Source organism: Streptomyces sp. NPDC046716, from assembly GCF_040645755.1.
In the GTDB taxonomy this organism is placed as follows: domain Bacteria; phylum Actinomycetota; class Actinomycetes; order Streptomycetales; family Streptomycetaceae; genus Streptomyces.
In genome coordinates this window covers 1-16,002 of record NZ_JBEYYU010000015.1, presented here as the reverse complement: position 1 = coordinate 16,002, position 16,002 = coordinate 1, and the positions used below count along the sequence as shown (strand labels likewise).

General features: G+C 71.4%; 13 protein-coding genes. 3 read left to right on the top strand and 10 right to left on the bottom strand.

The window, feature by feature from the left end; genetic code table 11:
- Positions 1-57: 57 nt before the first annotated feature.
- The 6 genes from glpK to ABZ930_RS13920 form a co-directional block, all read right to left on the bottom strand.
- A complete protein-coding gene (glpK, locus tag ABZ930_RS13945) occupies positions 58-1,575 on the bottom strand; it encodes a glycerol kinase GlpK (protein WP_361546523.1) in 1,518 nt (505 codons plus the stop codon).
- Between the two features lie 88 nt (positions 1,576-1,663).
- Positions 1,664-2,404 carry an MIP/aquaporin family protein gene (locus ABZ930_RS13940; RefSeq protein ID WP_361546520.1) on the bottom strand — a complete coding sequence of 247 codons (741 nt, stop codon included), beginning with the start codon at positions 2,402-2,404 and terminating at the stop codon, positions 1,664-1,666.
- Positions 2,405-2,774: 370 nt separating this feature from the next.
- A complete protein-coding gene (locus ABZ930_RS13935) occupies positions 2,775-4,409 on the bottom strand; it encodes a GGDEF domain-containing protein (protein WP_361546517.1) in 1,635 nt (544 codons plus the stop codon).
- Between the two features lie 108 nt (positions 4,410-4,517).
- Positions 4,518-5,708 (bottom strand): lipid-transfer protein, encoded by a 1,191-nt coding sequence (locus ABZ930_RS13930; RefSeq protein WP_361546514.1) that lies wholly within the window; start codon positions 5,706-5,708, stop codon positions 4,518-4,520.
- Entirely contained in the window at positions 5,705-6,163 is a 459-nt protein-coding gene (locus tag ABZ930_RS13925) for an OB-fold domain-containing protein (protein ID WP_361546511.1), read from the bottom strand. The genes ABZ930_RS13930 and ABZ930_RS13925 overlap by 4 nt, the downstream gene beginning before the upstream one ends.
- Positions 6,164-6,253: 90 nt before the next feature.
- Positions 6,254-7,063 (bottom strand): M15 family metallopeptidase, encoded by an 810-nt coding sequence (locus ABZ930_RS13920; protein ID WP_361546508.1) that lies wholly within the window; start codon positions 7,061-7,063, stop codon positions 6,254-6,256.
- Positions 7,064-7,134: 71 nt separating this feature from the next.
- Between ABZ930_RS13920 and ABZ930_RS13915 the strand changes: the two genes are divergently transcribed.
- Positions 7,135-7,671 (top strand): NUDIX domain-containing protein, encoded by a 537-nt coding sequence (locus ABZ930_RS13915; RefSeq protein WP_361546505.1) that lies wholly within the window; start codon positions 7,135-7,137, stop codon positions 7,669-7,671.
- 8 nt (positions 7,672-7,679) lie between these two features.
- On the opposite strand, the gene ABZ930_RS13910 is transcribed toward ABZ930_RS13915, so the two are convergent.
- Complete coding sequence (locus ABZ930_RS13910) at positions 7,680-10,049, bottom strand: glycoside hydrolase family 31 protein (RefSeq protein WP_361546502.1); 2,370 nt, start codon at positions 10,047-10,049, stop codon at positions 7,680-7,682.
- Between the two features lie 214 nt (positions 10,050-10,263).
- Here ABZ930_RS13910 and ABZ930_RS13905 point away from each other — a divergent pair, with 214 nt between their 5' ends.
- Together ABZ930_RS13905 and ABZ930_RS13900 are read left to right on the top strand one after the other, a co-directional pair.
- Entirely contained in the window at positions 10,264-12,237 is a 1,974-nt protein-coding gene (locus tag ABZ930_RS13905; RefSeq protein WP_361546499.1) for an acetoacetate--CoA ligase, read from the top strand.
- 79 nt (positions 12,238-12,316) lie between these two features.
- The gene (locus tag ABZ930_RS13900; RefSeq protein ID WP_361546496.1) at positions 12,317-13,219 is read left to right on the top strand and encodes a hypothetical protein; all 903 of its coding nucleotides are present in this window, start codon (positions 12,317-12,319) and stop codon (positions 13,217-13,219) included.
- Between the two features lie 81 nt (positions 13,220-13,300).
- Here the strand turns inward: ABZ930_RS13900 and ptsP are convergent, their stop codons facing one another.
- From ptsP to ABZ930_RS13885, 3 genes are all read right to left on the bottom strand, one after another.
- The gene (ptsP, locus tag ABZ930_RS13895; protein WP_361546493.1) at positions 13,301-14,971 is read right to left on the bottom strand and encodes a phosphoenolpyruvate--protein phosphotransferase; all 1,671 of its coding nucleotides are present in this window, start codon (positions 14,969-14,971) and stop codon (positions 13,301-13,303) included.
- Between the two features lie 75 nt (positions 14,972-15,046).
- Positions 15,047-15,496, bottom strand: coding sequence for a PTS glucose transporter subunit IIA (locus tag ABZ930_RS13890; RefSeq protein ID WP_111665561.1), 450 nt, complete (start codon positions 15,494-15,496; stop codon positions 15,047-15,049).
- A gap of 278 nt (positions 15,497-15,774) precedes the next feature.
- Positions 15,775-16,002 (bottom strand): hypothetical protein (locus ABZ930_RS13885; protein ID WP_361546490.1); only part of this gene is annotated, 228 nt, incomplete at its 5' end.

Below are 16,002 nucleotides of genomic sequence, written 5' to 3'. Positions count from 1 at the left end.
CTACGCGCGCGTACCGGGGCTTCCCGTCCGGCCCTCCGTGTCCCTGACGGGCCGGGGCTACACGCCGTCCTCGTGCCAGCCGAGGCTCTTCTCCACCGCCTTGTGCCAGTTGTGGTACTCACGGTCCCTGGTCCCCGCGTCCATCGACGGCGTCCACTCGACGTCGCGCCGCCAGTGCGCCTTCAGCTCGTCCAGGTCGTTCCAGACTCCCGTGGCGAGCCCGGCCGCGTAGGCGGCGCCCAGGCACGTCGTCTCCGACACCTTGGGCCGGATCACCGGCACGTCGAGCACGTCCGCCTGGTGCTGCATCAGCAGATTGTTCTTCGTCATGCCACCGTCGACCTTCAGGGTCGTGATCCGCACCCCCGAGTCCTGGTACATGGCGTCGACGACCTCACGGGTCTGCCAGCTCGTCGCCTCCAGGACGGCCCGCGCGAGATGCGCCTTGGTGACGTACCTGGTCAGCCCCGTGACCACACCGCGCGCGTCGGAGCGCCAGTACGGCGCGAACAGCCCGGAGAACGCGGGCACGATGTACGCCCCGCCGTTGTCGTCCACGCTCGCGGCCAGCGTCTCGATCTCGTCGGCGGTCTTGATGATGCCGAGCTGGTCGCGGAACCACTGGACGAGCGCCCCGGTGATCGCGATCGACCCTTCGAGGCAGTACACCGGCGCCTCGGAGCCGATCTTGTACCCCATGGTGGTGAGCAGGCCGTTCTTCGAAGGAACCGGCCGGTTACCGGTGTTGAGCAGCAGGAAGCTGCCCGTCCCGTACGTGTTCTTCGCCGTGCCGGTGTCGTAGCAGGCCTGCCCGAACACGGCGGCCTGCTGGTCACCGAGCGCCGACGCGACGGGCACCCCGGACAGCTGCCCGACCGCGGTGCCGTACACCTCGGCCGACGAGCGGATCTCCGGCAGGACCGCCTCGGGCACCCGCATCGCGGAGAGGATCGAGGCGTCCCACTGAAGGGTCTCCAGATTCATCAGCATGGTGCGCCCGGCATTGGTCACGTCCGTGACGTGCACACCGCCGTCGGTGCCGCCGGTCAGGTTCCAGATCAGCCACGAGTCGATGGTCCCGAAGGCGATCTCACCGCGTTCGGCGCGCGCCCGCAGCCCCGGCACGTTGTCCAGCAGCCAGGCCGCCTTGGGCCCGGAGAAGTAGCTCGCGAGCGGCAGACCGGTCTGCTCGCGGAACCGGTCCTGCCCGTCGGAGCCGCCCAGTTCGGTGCAGAGCGCCGAGGTCCGGGTGTCCTGCCACACGATGGCGTTGTGCACCGGCTTACCGGTCGAGCGGTCCCAGAGCACCGTGGTCTCGCGCTGGTTGGTGATGCCGAGGGCGCTGAGCTGGTCGGGGCGCAGACCCGCCTTGGCGATCGCACCGGCCACGACCGCCTGGACCTTGGACCAGATCTCCGTGGCGTCGTGCTCCACCCAGCCGGGCTTCGGGAAGATCTGACGGTGTTCGCGCTGGTCGACGGCGACGATCTCGCCGTCCTGGTTGAAGATGATGCAACGGCTCGACGTGGTGCCCTGATCGATCGCGGCTACGTACTTCACGGAAGTCTCGGGCATGGCTACCCCTTCGTGAGAAGACGGTCGTACGTGGATCGGGTGTCGGAACGCCGCGGAACCGGTCCGGCACGGTTCCGCGGACCGCGCTTCAGAACGCTGCGTTGTAGATGACCCCCGCCAGCGCGCCGCCGATCAGCGGCCCGACGACCGGGACGAGCGCGTAACCCCAGTCGGAGGTGCCCTTGTTGGGGATGGGCAGCAACTGGTGCACGATGCGCGGGCCCAGGTCGCGTGCGGGGTTGATGGCGTAGCCCGTCGGCCCGCCCAGCGACAGGCCGATGCCGACGACCAGCAGCGCCACGATCAGCGCCGTCGTACCCGACTCGCCCAGGCCCTTGGTGAGCCCGAACGCCAGGATGGGCAGCACGAGCGCGATCGTCGCGATGACCTCGGTGAGCAGGTTCGCCACCGGATTCCGGATCTCGGGAATCGTCGAGAAGATGCCGAGCGTGGGCAGGGGACCGTCGTCGTCGGCGGCGGAACCCACATTGGCGTTGAACTGCGCGAGATACACCAGGTACGCGAGGGCGGCGCCCAGCATCGCGCCGACCATCTGGCCGCACAGATAGACCCAGACCTGGTCCCAGTCCCCGGTGTCGATGGCGATGCCGAGGGTGACGGCGGGATTGAGATGACCGCCCGACAGGGGCGCGGCCGTGTACGCGCCGGCCAGCACGCCGAACCCCCAGCCGAACGCGATGACGATCCAGCCCGAGGCTCTCGCCTTGGAGTGTTTCAGGGTGACGGCGGCGCAGACGCCCGCGCCGAACAGGATCAGAATGGCGGTGCCGATGACCTCACCGACGAAGATGTCTCCGTTGCTGTGCATAGCGGCTCCTAGCCCCTCGCCCGGGGCGGAGCGCCCCGGTCCTCCGCGCAGGGGGCGTTTCCCCTGGCTGGTTCTGGCTACTTCCGCCGAGGCGGGGGGAGATCCCGTGCCCTGCCCGGCGTCCGTGACGAGCGTGCCCGCACAGCCGGAACCGCGCGTGGGGGAGCGGCCCTGACCTGCCACGATCAGAGGTGGGCCGTCATGCGGCGATGCCGACTGACACCCGGAAGTGTTCACCGGCCGTACTGGAGCGTCAAGGTCGCCGACCGCACCGGTTGGCCGGGGCCGGACACACCCCGGAGCGCCCTCTGGTGAACGGTGTTCGGCGGCACGGCCGTGACGTGCGCGAAGCCTTCGTGCGCCACACCCTTCAGGGCGCCGGCACGACGGCGGTCCCGTCCGCCGCCGTCCCGCGCCGCACCACGTATCCCGCACGGCCCGCCTGCCCGCACACCCAACTCGCCCCGGGCAGCGCCTTCGCGGCCCGCTTGAGCGGAGCCAGCGAAGCCGCCGCCCCACGGTGGTCGGGCACGCTGCCCGGCGGGCACACCAGCGTCGCCAGCGACAGCGTGACCGCGCGGCCGCCCGCCGTCCAAGGGGCGTCGAGCATCGCGGCGGCGAGTGGATCCAGCCGCTCCGGTGCGGCCAGGACCAGGAAGTCGTCACCCCCGATGTGACCGACGCGCAACTCCTCCGACTCCGTACGCGCCAGTGCCCGCCCCACCGCGCGGATCAGTTCGTCCCCCGCGGCGAACCCCGCTCCGTCGTTGACCTGTTTGAACCCGTCGATGTCCAGCCAGGTCAGGGCGAAGCCCCGGCCCTGCGCGAGCCAGCGGTCGACCTCGCCGGTGACCGCGTCCGAACCGGGCAGCCGGGTCAGCGGATTGAGACCGGCCGCCTCCTCCACCCGGCTCTCCGCGAGGGCCCGTACGAGGTCGGCGAGGCGTACGACGCCGACGCACCGCCCCTTGTCGTCGACCACGGCGACATCGTCGGCGGTGCGGCTGCGCTCGCCGTCCGCGACGACGTCCAGCACCTCCCAGGCGGTCGCCGCGACGCCCACGGTGCGCGGCGGATCACCGAGCCGCGCCGCCGGCCGGTCCGCGTAGAGCGCGTGCCCGTACCGCGCGGACAGCGACAGCAGGAACCGGTCCCGCTGCACCGACCGCACCGGCACCCCGGACGCGTCCACGAGCAGCACGCCCGACACCTCCGGCGCCCCCGTCAGCAGCTTGCGCACCCGCTCCGCCGAGGCCCCCTGCGGCAGCAGCGCGGCGGGCCGAACGAACTCCCGCACCGACGGCCCGGAAGGCCTGAACTCCCCTCCTGCGGCCGGCAGTCGGGGCAGGTAGACGTCCGACGTCGGCAGCCGGGACGGCGGGGCGAACAGATCGCCCTGAGCGAGCTGCGCCCCGGCGTCCCGGGCCGCGACGCACTGCGACTCCGACTCCACCCCCTCGACCGCGAGCAGTGCCCCCGACTCCTCGCACAGGGTCCGCATCGCCCGCACCGACGCCGCGCGCGCCAGCAGGGAGGCGTCCAGCTTGACCAGATCGGGCGCCAGATCGTCGAGCAGCCGCAGCGGCAGATCACCGTCGCCGACCCCGTCCGCACAGATCCGGAACCCCTCGTCCCGCAGCGCCGCGACCCCCTCGAGCAGCGCCCGGTGCGGTACGTGCGTGAACGGCGGCCCCACGTCGACGGTGACCTCCCACGGCAGCCGTCCCGCCGCCCGCACCGCGTCCCGCAGCGCCCAGAGCCCACCGAGGTCGGCGAGCGTGCCCGCGAACACGTTCACATGCAGGGGCAGCAGCGTCTCCCTGCGCGCGGCGTCGCCGACCGCCAACGCCGCGAGCCGCCCGTCGAGTTCGGGCTCGCGCCGGGCCCGGGCCAGTACGTCACCGTGCTCGGGACGGGCCAGTATCTCCAGCGCTGCCACGGTCCCCGTGGTCAGATTGACCACGGGCTGGAAGGCGAAGCGAAGACTGTCCGTCCAGGAGCGCACGGGAGCATGATGGTGCCCCCGGCGCACCTCCAGGCCCAGTTCACACGCTGTTCACGCAGCATTCCCGGGCGATCACAGAGCGTGCGAACCCGCTGATCAAGCCTTCGGTCAGCGCACCGCGACGACCGATGAACCGTGTCCGAAGAGCCCCTGGTTGGCCGTGATCCCCACCCGGGCCCCGGCCACCTGCCGCGCCCCCGCCGTGCCCCGCAACTGCCAGGTCAGCTCGCACACCTGGGCGATGGCCTGGGCGGGTACCGCCTCCCCGAAGGACGCGAGCCCGCCGCTGACGTTCACGGGTATGCGGCCTCCGGGTGCCGTCGCGCCCTCGCGCAGCAGCTTGGCCGCCGCTCCCTCGGCGCACAGCCCCAGGTCCTCGTACCACTGCAACTCCAGTGCGGTGGACAGGTCGTAGACCTCGGCGAGCGACAGCTCCTCGGGCCCGACGCCGGCCTCCTCATAGGCGGCGCGGGCTATGGAGGAGCGGAAGGAGGGGCCGTCCGGCTCGACTCCCGCGGCCGAGTCTGTGGCGATGTCCGGCAGGTCGAGCACCGTGTTCGGATAGGTCGGTGTCACCGTCGACACCGCCCGGATCCGTACGGGATCGGGGGTTCCGTGGCGTCGCGCGAACTCCATGCTGGACAGCACCAGCGACGCGCCGCCGTCCGACGTGGCGCAGATGTCCAGGAGCCGCAGCGGATCGGCGACGACGGCGGAGGCGGCCACCTCGTCGGCCGACACGGCCGTGCGGTAGCGGGCATGCGGATTGAGCGCCCCGCAGGCCGCGTTCTTCACCTTGACCTGGGCGAAGTCCTCCAGGGTGTCCCCGTGCACGGCCATCCGCCGGCGCGCGTACAGGCCGAAGTACGTCGGATTGGTGGCGCCGAGCACCCGGAACCGCAACCAGTCGGGATCGTCCGGCCGATCACCCCCGGCAGGCCGGAAGAAGCCCTTGGGCGCGGCATCGGCGCCGACGACGAGCACGACGTCCGCGAGCCCCGCGAGAATCTGCGCCCGCGCGGTGGCGATGGCCTGGGCCCCCGACGCGCACGCCGCGTACACGCTGGTCACGCGGGCTCCCTGCCAGCCCAGCGCCTTGGCGAACGTCGCCCCCGCCACATATCCGGGATATCCGCCGCGCACGGTGTCGGCGCCGACCACCGACTGCACGTCGCGCCAGCCGATGCCCGCGTCGGCGAGCGCCGCCCGCGCCGCGGCCGTCCCGTACTCGACGAAGCTGCGCCCCCACTTGCCCCAGGGGTGCATGCCCGCGCCGAGCACCGCCACGTCCCCCGTCATGCCGTCACCCCCGTCGGCCGCCAGTGCCATGTCGTCCAGGCGGTACCGCTCGCCTCGTCCCCGTCCTCGTCGAGCAGCCCCGGTACGACCTCCACCTCCATGCCGATCTCCAGATCGGCCACGGACACCCCGGGAACCCCCTGCCCGAGCACCACCAATCGCTCTGCGTCCAGTTCCACAGCGATCAACGTGTAGGGCTCCCAGGGAAGTTCCCGGTCGGAGACGTACGGTTCCGGCGGCCGGTAGCGCGCGTCGGTGTACGACCAGATCCGCCCACGCCGGGACAGTGGCACCTCGACCAGGTCGCCGCCCGCGCACCCGGGATTGCGGCAGGCCGCGTCCTGGCGCGGGAAGTACACGGACGCGCATCCCGAACAGCGCGTCCCCAACAGGCGGAAGTCCTCACCCTCGCCGGTGAACCAACCGGCCACGACCGGTGTGCGCGTACGCGTCACGAATCCTCCCGACACCGAATCTGACGGAACGTCAGAAGTGTGCCACGGGCAACCGCCCGCCGTCAGGGGTCCCGCGGAACCACGTGCGGCTCAGCGCCCGGCCAGCGACCTCCTGGCGACGGGGAAGTCGAAGTACGTGTCCGGGAACAGCTCGGGCTTGTAGGTGAAGTGCCACCACTCCTCCGGCAGGTTGACGAACCCCTGACCCGAGAGCGCGTCGCGCAGCAGGTCCCGATGGGTTCGCTGGACGCCCTGAATGCGCGGATCATCCGTGTGGGCCAGCGTGTCGAAGCAGTCGAACCCCGTGCCCATGTCCACGGAGTTGTCGGGGAAGCGCTCCTTCTGCGGCCCGTAACAGGCCTTGAGCGGCTCACCCGGCAGGTACGGGCGCGTGGGTCGCACCGGCAGCTTCACGACCGTCAGATCGACGGTGGAGCCACGGCTGTGACCGGACTTCTCGGCGATGTAACCGTCCGCGAACAGCCGCGTCTTGTCCACCCGCGGATAGAACTCCGCCTTCATCTTCTGGTCGTCGAGATCCTTCGCCCACCGCACGAAGTGATCGACCGCCCGCTGCGGCCGGTAACAGTCGTAGACCTTCAGGGAGTACCCGCGCTTCAACAGCCCGGTCTGCGCCTTGTGGAGCGCCTCGGCGGCCGGTCTCGTCAGGATGCACATCGGCTTCCTGTAGCCGTCGACCGGCTCGCCCACGAAGTTGTGCGCGGTGAAGTAGCGGATCTCCTGGACGATCGTGGGATCGACGTCGGCGAGCGCCACGAACGCCCGGGGAGCCTTGGGATCGGGGGTCGCACGGGCGACCGACGGAGCGGCGGCGGTACCGAGCAGCGCGGCAGCCGTGAGGACAGCGAGTTTCCGCAGAGCGGCGGCAGTTCGAGTCATGGCCCTGCGTCTATCAGGCGGCGGACCCGCGGGGGAAGACCGCACTCCGGTGATCGGATACAGTCCGCGCCGTGTCCGCATCAACCCACTCCACGGTCAACCCCGTCCCGGATTCGCACTGTTCCAGCTGCGGGGCCGCCTACGGGACCGACGTACGCGGCTGGCCGCGCACCTGCCCCGCCTGTGCCTCCGTCGCCTATCGCAACCCGCTGCCCGTGGCGATCGCCCTGCAGCCCGTGTACGACACGACGGGCACCGCCCTCGTCGTGATCACCCGCACCATCGCGCCCGCGCGCGGCGAGATCGCGCTTCCCGGCGGCTTCATCGACGACCGGGAGGACTGGCGCCACGCCGTCGTCCGGGAACTGAGGGAAGAGACGGGCATCGACACGGCGACCCGCGACGTACGCCTCGTGGACGCCATGAGCGCCCCGGACGGCCACCTCCTCCTCTTCGGCCTGCTGCCGGAACGCCCCGCCGCGCAACTGCCGGCGAGCGCCCCCACGGACGAGACCGACGGATGGCACCTGCTGCGCCGCCCGGCCGAACTCGCCTTCCCGCTGCACACGGTGGCGGTCCGGGCCTGGTTCGAAGGCCGCTACATGTAGCCCGAGCGTCACAACCCCCGTACCCGCACCCGGTGCGGGGGCTGTGACACACCGCCCTCGCCGACGGTCTCGACGACGACCCGGTCGCCGTCGCGGTGCACCCGGTAGCGTTCGATCCCCGGCTCTTCCCAGCCGTCCCCGGCGCCCACGGCGACGTAACCACCACCCGTGCCCCCCGGAGCCGGAGCCCAGACGTCCAGGGCGACGCCCCCGTCGTCGGCCCGCACCGGAACCACGCCGCCCGCGCGCGCGAGGACGGGAATCCGCGACAGCGGAGCACTCACCGTCACCCGCCCCGGACCGTCGAACACCTCACCGGTCACCGTGTCGTACCACCGCCCCCGCGGCAGCAGGACGTCCCTGCGCCTGACGCCGGCCTCCCACACCGGAGCGACGAGCAAGGAATCACCCACCAAGAAGGCGTCCTCGCAGTCGCGCAGCGCCCGGTCCTCGGGCGCCGCCCACCACACGGGACGGACGTACGGAGCACCGGTACGACGGGCGAAGTGAGCGAGCGTCATGAAGTAGGGCAGCAGACGCCGCCGCTCATCCAGCGCCACGCGCGCGTGCCCGAGCACCTCGTCGCCGAACCGCCACGGTTCACGGCGACCCGCGCGCAGCGCCGAATGCGTCCGGAACAGCGGCAAGTAGGCGCCCAGCTGGAACCAGCGCAGGAACAGCTCGGGCGACGGCTCCGCCTCGGACCCGCCCACATCCGCGCCCGCGTACGGCACCCCGCACAGACCGAGCCCCACGACCAGCGAGAGCGACGCCCGCAGCCCGGGCCAGCCCGTCGTGACCGCACCGGACCAGCTCCCCCCGTAGCGCTGCATCCCGGCCCAGCCCGACCGCGAGCACACGAACGGCCGCTCCTGGGGCTGCAACTCGCGCAGCCCCTCGTAGCCCGCCCGCGCCATGCACAACCCGTACACGTTGTGCACCTCCCGATGGTCGGCCCCACGGCCGTCGAGATCGTGCCGGGCCGACAGCGGCAGCGAACGGTCCCCGAACGCGGCGAACGACAGGGGCTCGCTCACGTCGTGCAAGAACCCCGAGGAACCCTGAGCCAGACGCGCCTCGTACAGGCCGCCCCACCACTTCCGCACCCGCTCCGCGGTGAAATCGGGGTACACCGATTCACCGCCCGGAGCGACACCCCGCACCGCTCTGCCCGCGGTGTCGCGCACGAAGGCGTCGATCGCGCGTCCGCCGTCGTAGACCGCGTCGCCGCGCTCCGGACCGACCCCGGGTTCGACGACGGACACCAGACGCACCCCGTCGCCGTGCAACGCGTCCGCCAGACGGCGCACGGAACCGGGCGGATCGTCAGGAAGGCCCGGACCCCGCCGGGCCCTGTGCTGAGCGATGTCCAGATGCACCGCGTCCAACGGCAGCCCACGCTCCCGGTAGCCCGCCACCACACGGCGCACCTCCCGCTCGATGCCGGACGCGTCACCGAAGCCCCGGACGGCATGCTGATGACCCAGCGCCCAGGACGGCGGCACCACCGCGCCACCGGTCAGCTGCGCCCACCCCTGGACCACCCGCGCCGGCGTGCCCACCAGGGCCCAGCACCGCAGCGGACCGCCCCGCATCCGCAGTTCGCAGGAACCGGCGCGATCGTGCCCCGATCCGTCGCCCTCACGCCCCTCGCGAAGGGCCACCGTGCCGTCCCACGTCGTGTCGTGGAACACCAGGTGCGTCCCCGCGTCGGCGACCACCATCTGCACCGGCATGGTGATCGACAGCGGATCGTCCCCAGGACCGAACCCACCGTGCCGAGCGGTGTTCCACATCCGGTACGTCCCCGCACGCAGCCGCGGCCCCGAAGGACGCCCTCCCAGACCGAAGAACCGCGCGTCCGCGGCCACTTCCGACCGCTGCGCCCAGCGCGCCTCGCCACCACCCTCCGGCTCCCACCAGCGCGGCGGCAGATCGCGGCGCAGCAGCACCCCACCCGGCGTGCACAGTTCGACGGCGCCGTGCCGGGACACCGTCACCGTCGCCCGCTCGGCGACCACCCGCCACCCGCCGTCCTTGTCCGGCTCCAGCGCCACCCGGGAGTCCGGCTCCGGACACACCCCCGCCAGGGCGTACGACGGTTCGGGATCGGCCCCGTCCCACCCCCAGAAGGCGGCCCCGTTCGCCGTGACCAGGATCCGCAGCACGGAGCGGGCGAAACGCACCCGGCCACCACCCGGCGCCGGATCCACCCCGACCACACACCCCGGAACCCGCGCCCGCGCGGGACCCTGCTGCGGCAGCCCCGCCGAGTCCGCTCTGCGATGCCGCCACGACGCGCGCACAGCCCGCAGCCCCTGGGCGGCACCCACCTGAGAAACCACCTTCACCGAGCGCACCAGGTCACGACCGTTCATGCTGCTCACCCTGCCACTGACTTCCACGCGCGCGTGCCGCGTTCAACTGCCGTTCACCAGTGGTGCAGACACATCCTCGCGACACGGACTATGTGGGGGCCGCCCTGGTGCCACAGTCGATCACGTGGCATCGTCCCTGTCAGCCGCGTCACGCGCACACCCCAGCCCGTGCGCGCCAAGGACGCTCACGCCGCGTACTTCCGGGAGCCGCCCCATGGACACTGCGAACCCCTCGCCGCTCTGGCAGCCCGATCGGGAACAGATCGCCGACGCGCAGATCACCCGCTTCCAGGCCTGGGCGGCCGACCACTACGGAGCACCCGCCGACGGCGGCTACGAAGCACTGCACCGCTGGTCGGTGGCCGAACTCGACACGTTCTGGAAAGCCGTCACCGACTGGTTCGACGTGCGCTTCACCCACCCCTACGCGCGCGTGCTGGGCAACCGCTCCATGCCGGGCGCCGAGTGGTTCCCCGGCGCCACCCTCAACTACGCCGAACACGCACTGCGCGCGGCGGAGGACCCCGCGCGCGCGGACACCCCCGCCATCCTCCACGTCGACGAGACACAGGAACCCCGCCCCGTCACCTGGACGGAGCTGCGCCGCCAGGTGGGCTCGCTCGCTGCGGAACTGCGCACCCTCGGCGTCCGCCCCGGCGACCGCGTCAGCGGCTACCTGCCCAACATCCCCGAAGCGGTCGTCGCCCTGCTCGCCACCGCCGCCGTCGGCGCCGTCTGGACCTCCTGCGCGCCCGACTTCGGAGCCCGCAGCGTCCTGGACCGGTTCCAACAGGTCGAACCGGTCGTCCTGTTCACCGTCGACGGCTACCGCTACGGCGGCAAGGAGCACGACCGACGCGACACCGTCGCCGAACTCCGCTCGGCACTGCCCTCGCTGCGCGCCGTGGTGCACATCCCCCTGCTCGGCACCGAGGCCCCCGAAGACGCCCTCGAATGGGCCGCCCTCACCTCCGCCGACGTGGCACCCGTCTTCGAAGCGGTGCCGTTCGACCACCCTCTGTGGGTGCTCTACTCCTCGGGCACGACCGGCCTGCCGAAGGCCATCGTCCAGTCGCAGGGCGGCATCCTCGTCGAGCACCTCAAGCAGCTCGGGCTTCACTGCGACCTGGGCCCCGACGACCGGTTCTTCTGGTACACGTCCACGGGCTGGATGATGTGGAACTTCCTCGTCTCCGGGCTGCTCACCGGCACCACGATCGTCACCTACGACGGCAGCCCCGGCTACCCGGAGACCGGCGCACAGTGGGCCATCGCGGAACGCACCGGCGCGACCCTCTTCGGCACCTCCGCCGCCTACGTCATGGCCTGCCGCAAAGCCGGCGTCCACCCCTCGCGCGACCACGACCTGTCCCGCGTCACCTGCGTGGCCACCACCGGCTCGCCCCTCCCGCCGGACGGCTTCCGCTGGCTCCACGACGAGGTCCGCGACGACCTCTGGATCGCCTCGGTGAGCGGCGGCACCGACGTCTGCTCCTGCTTCGCCGGAGCCGTCGCCACCCGCCCCGTCCACATCGGCGAACTCCAGGCCCCCGCCCTCGGCACGGACCTCCAGGCATGGGACCCCCAGGGCAACCCGCTCGTCGACGAGGTCGGCGAACTCGTCGTCACCAACCCCATGCCGTCCATGCCGATCCGCTTCTGGAACGACCCCGACGGCAGCCGCTACCACGACAGCTACTTCGACACCTACCCCGGCGTCTGGCGGCACGGCGACTGGATCACCCTCACCTCGCGCGGCTCCGTCGTCATCCACGGCCGCTCCGACTCCACCCTCAACCGCCAGGGCGTCCGGATGGGATCGGCCGACATCTACGAGGTCGTGGAGCGGCTCCCCGAGATCCGCGAGTCCCTCGTCATCGGCCTGGAACAGCCCGACGGCGGCTACTGGATGCCGCTCTTCGTGCACCTCGCGCCCGGCGCGGCCCTCGACGACGACCTCCGCGCCCGCATCAAGCAGGCCATCCGCGAACAGCTCTCCCCCCGCCACGTCCCCGACGAGATCATCGAAGCCCCCGGCGTTCCCCACACCCTCACCGGCAAGCGCATCGAGGTCCCGGTCAAGCGCCTCCTCCAGGGCACCCCCCTGGAAAAGGCGGTGAACCCCGGCTCCATCGACAACCTCGACCTGCTCACGTTCTACGAGGACATCGCCCGCAAACGCGCCTGACCCGCGCCGGACCCCGAGCCGTTGTCAGTGGCTCTGATTACTCTGAGTGAGCATTGATCGAGCACGCTCAGGGGGAACCATGACGCACACACAGCACGGCCGGACCACCACCTCGCGGCAGATCCTGCGCCGCGAGGTGGCCGGCACCCTCGGCCTGTTGGCGGACGAGCAGGACTTCACGGCGATGCGGCGCTACCGCAGCTTCACCTTCGAGGACCACCGGACCTATCTACGGCAGGTGGAAGGACTCCTCAAATCCCTGGCCGCCTCGGGCAGCCACACCAGCGTCACGCTCTTCGACCCCGACGAGTACGCGGAATTCTGCGCGGAAGCCGGCCTCGAACCGGACACCGCCACGAGCCGCGGCCGCTTCACCGCGGAACTCGCCTCCATCGGCCCGGCCCTTCCGTACGAGGGCCAGCCACTGGCCGATCTCGTCCCCGACCTCGTCGAGGCGGCGGTCCGCCAGGCGACGTGGACCTACGCCTCGTCCGTCCTCGCCCGCCTGGGCCCCTGCGCGATCTGCCACCAGGACATCGGCCGCATCGCCTTCGCCCGGGCCTCCTATCTCGTCGCCCGCGTGCTCGACACGATCGGCGAGGGCATCCACCACCTGGTGTGCAGCGCCTCCACCGGCCGCGATCCCCTCCAGGCGGTGCTCCACGTGGACGCCGCCGCACCCGACACCGTCCGGCTCGAAGAGACCGCGACGATGGAGCTGACCACCGTGCTCGCCCTGGCCCTCGCCACCGGCAGCGCCTGCGCCCTCGTCCTGCGCACCAACAGGTCGGGGGAGAGGGACCAGGTGTACGGCTGGCAGGTGAAGGAGGAGAGCCTGCGCGGACTCACGGCGGCACAGGTCTTCGACGCCTACTGCATCGACGCCTACTCCGGAGACGTGCTGGCCCCCGAGCCCGACGTCGACTACTGCACCGCGCCGGAGGTGACCACCACCGACGCGGAGGGCAGGCACCTGCACTGATCCGAGGGGACAGCACGAAGGGCGCCCCACCAGAAGTGGAGCGCCCTTCGGTAAACGGCAGACCGACGCCTGCCCACCGGCCTACTCGCCGGAGAGCACCGCCTGAACCGCCGTGCGGGCCTCTTCGGCGGAGTCGGCGGCACGCGCCGCGGCCGCCGCACGCTCGCACTGCGCCAGCGTGTACTTGCCGAGCGTCGCGCGCACGTAGGGAATCGACGCGGCACCCATGGACAGGGAGGTGACACCAAGACCCGTCAGCACACAGGCCAGCAGCGGGTCGGACGCGGCCTCACCACAGACACCGCAGCTCTTGCCCTCGGCCTTGGCGGCCTCGGCGGAGAGCGCGACCAGGTCGAGCAGCGCGGGCTGCCACGGGTCCTGCAGACGCGACACGGCACCGACCTGCCGGTCGGCGGCGAACGTGTACTGCGCGAGGTCGTTGGTGCCCAGCGACAGGAACTCGACCTCCTGCAGCACGGACCGGGCCCGCAGCGCGGCGGACGGGATCTCCACCATCGCGCCGAATTTGGCCTGCAGCCCGGCCTCGCGGCAGGCGTCGGCGAACGCCTTGGCGTCGGCACGGTCGGCCACCATCGGCGCCATGACCTCGAGGTAGACGGGCAGCCCCTCCGACGCCTTCGCCAGCGCGGTGAGCTGCGTGCGCAGCACCTCAGGGTGGTCGAGCAGCGACCGCAGCCCGCGCACGCCCAGCGCCGGGTTGGGCTCGTCGGCGGGCGTCAGGAAGTCGAGCGGCTTGTCGGCACCGGCGTCCAGCACCCGTACGACGACACGTCCCTCGGGGAACGCCTCGAGCACCTGGCGGTACGCCTCGACCTGCTTCTCCTCGGACGGAGCGTGCGCGCTGTCGTCGAGGAACAGGAACTCCGTACGGAAGAGACCGACGCCCTCGGCGCCCGCCTCGACGGCCGCCGGCACGTCAGCCGGGCCGCCGATGTTGGCGAGCAGCGGCACCTTGTGCCCGTCCGAAGTGGCACCCGGACCGGTCGAAGCGGCCAGCGCGGCCCTGCGCTCGGCGGCCGCGGCCTCGAGAGAGGCCCGCTTCTCGGCGCTCGGATCGACGAAGATCTCGCCCGTGCTGCCGTCCACGGCGACGACCGTGCCCTCGGCGAGCTCCCCGGCACCGGGCAGCGCCACGACGGCGGGCACTCCGAGAGCACGCGCCAGGATCGCGCTGTGGCTGGTCGGCCCGCCCTCCTCCGTGACGAAGCCGAGCACGAGCGCGGGGTCCAGCAGCGCGGTGTCCGCGGGCGCCAGGTCGCGGGCGATCAGGACGTACGGCTCGTCGCTGTCCGGCACACCCGGCATCGGAACACCGAGCAGCCGCGCGACGATGCGGTTCCGCACGTCGTCGAGGTCGGCCACGCGTCCGGCCATGTACTCACCGGCACCGGCCAGCAGCTCGCGATAGTGCGAGAAGGCGTCGTAGATCCCGCGCTCCGCCGTGCTGCCGACTGCGATACGGCGGTCGACGTCGGCGATCAGCTCGGGGTCCTGAGCGATCATGGCCTGAGCCTCGAGCACCGCCTGTGCCTCGCCGCCGGCCAGATTGCCGCGCGCAATCAGGTCGGCCGCGACAGCTTCGACGGCCTGACGGGCGCGCCCCTGCTCGCGCTCCGCGTCCTCCGCCGCAATCTGCTTGGCCGGCGGCTCGAGCACCGCCGTCCCCATGTGCCGAACCTCGCCGATCGCCACACCGTGGCTCACGCCGACGCCTCGCAGCGTTGTCTCCATCTCACCCGTCTCCGATAGTGCGGCGGCCGTGCCGCCGCGATGGTTGTCCTGCGGGCCGTCAGTGACGGCGCACTGTTACTTCCAGCCGAACAGTGCCGCGCCCGCCGTGAGGTCGCCGGACTCGACGACGTCGGAGAGCGACTCGGCGGTGGCTTCGAGCGCGACGACGGGGCAGACCGGCGACTTGCCGGCGGCCTCGACGGCGGCGGGGTCCCACCGCACCACGGCCTGGCCGCGCGTCACGGTGTCCCCCTTGTTGACGAGCAGCTCGAAGCCCTCGCCGTTGAGCTGCACGGTGTCGATGCCCAGGTGCGTCAGCACACCGTGTCCCTCTTCGTCCACGACGACGAAGGCGTGCGGGTGCAGGGAAACGACGATGCCGTTGACGGGAGCGACGGCCTCGGAGGGCTCGCGCACAGGGTCGATGGCGGTGCCGGGCCCGACCATCGCACCGGAGAAGACCGGGTCAGGAACGGCGGAGAGCCCAATGGCGCGTCCGGCAAGCGGGGACGTCACATCGGTCATGGCAAGCCTCCCAGGGGTGGAGATTGATGGTCGTCGTCACTGCCTGTCCTGGACGACGTACCGTTTCGAAGCGTAAGTCATAAAAAGTCCCGGTTCCGCACGAGAGGTACCGGTTGGCTGATGTAGAGCACCCCGCAAACGATTTGCTCCGCGCGCGGGGCCCCATGTACTGTCGTACCTCCGCCCGGGAGCACGAGGTGCCAACGAGTACTCGACTCCTGCGGCCTCTAAGAGTCGAACCCTACATGTGGTCTAGACCTGTGCGTGCATGGGTGTGGTCAGTAGGGCGAATAAAGACTGCTAGAGTTACGGCCGCCGGAAAGGAAAGCGCGAAAGCGTAATCCTGGAAAGCGAAGCAAGACCCCGAGGAAATCAGCCAGTAAAACGGTCTGATAGAGTCGGAAACGCAAGACCGAAGGGAAGCGCCCGGAGGAAAGCCCGAGAGGGTGAGTACAAAGGAAGCGTCCGTTCCTTGAGAACTCAACAGCGTGCCAAAAATCAACGCC

Bases quoted from the DNA above. Each gene is read 5' to 3' on its own strand.
- glpK (WP_361546523.1), bottom strand. From the start codon at position 1,575: ATGCCCGAGACTTCCGTGAAGTACGTAGCCGCGATCGATCAGGGCACC.
- ABZ930_RS13890 (WP_111665561.1), bottom strand. From the start codon at position 15,496: ATGACCGATGTGACGTCCCCGCTTGCCGGACGCGCCATTGGGCTCTCC.
- ABZ930_RS13905 (WP_361546499.1), top strand. From the start codon at position 10,264: ATGGACACTGCGAACCCCTCGCCGCTCTGGCAGCCCGATCGGGAACAG.
- ABZ930_RS13930 (WP_361546514.1), bottom strand. From the start codon at position 5,708: ATGACGGGGGACGTGGCGGTGCTCGGCGCGGGCATGCACCCCTGGGGC.
- ABZ930_RS13900 (WP_361546496.1), top strand. From the start codon at position 12,317: ATGACGCACACACAGCACGGCCGGACCACCACCTCGCGGCAGATCCTG.
- ABZ930_RS13940 (WP_361546520.1), bottom strand. From the start codon at position 2,404: ATGCACAGCAACGGAGACATCTTCGTCGGTGAGGTCATCGGCACCGCC.
- ABZ930_RS13920 (WP_361546508.1), bottom strand. From the start codon at position 7,063: ATGACTCGAACTGCCGCCGCTCTGCGGAAACTCGCTGTCCTCACGGCT.
- ABZ930_RS13910 (WP_361546502.1), bottom strand. From the start codon at position 10,049: ATGAACGGTCGTGACCTGGTGCGCTCGGTGAAGGTGGTTTCTCAGGTG.
- ptsP (WP_361546493.1), bottom strand. From the start codon at position 14,971: ATGGAGACAACGCTGCGAGGCGTCGGCGTGAGCCACGGTGTGGCGATC.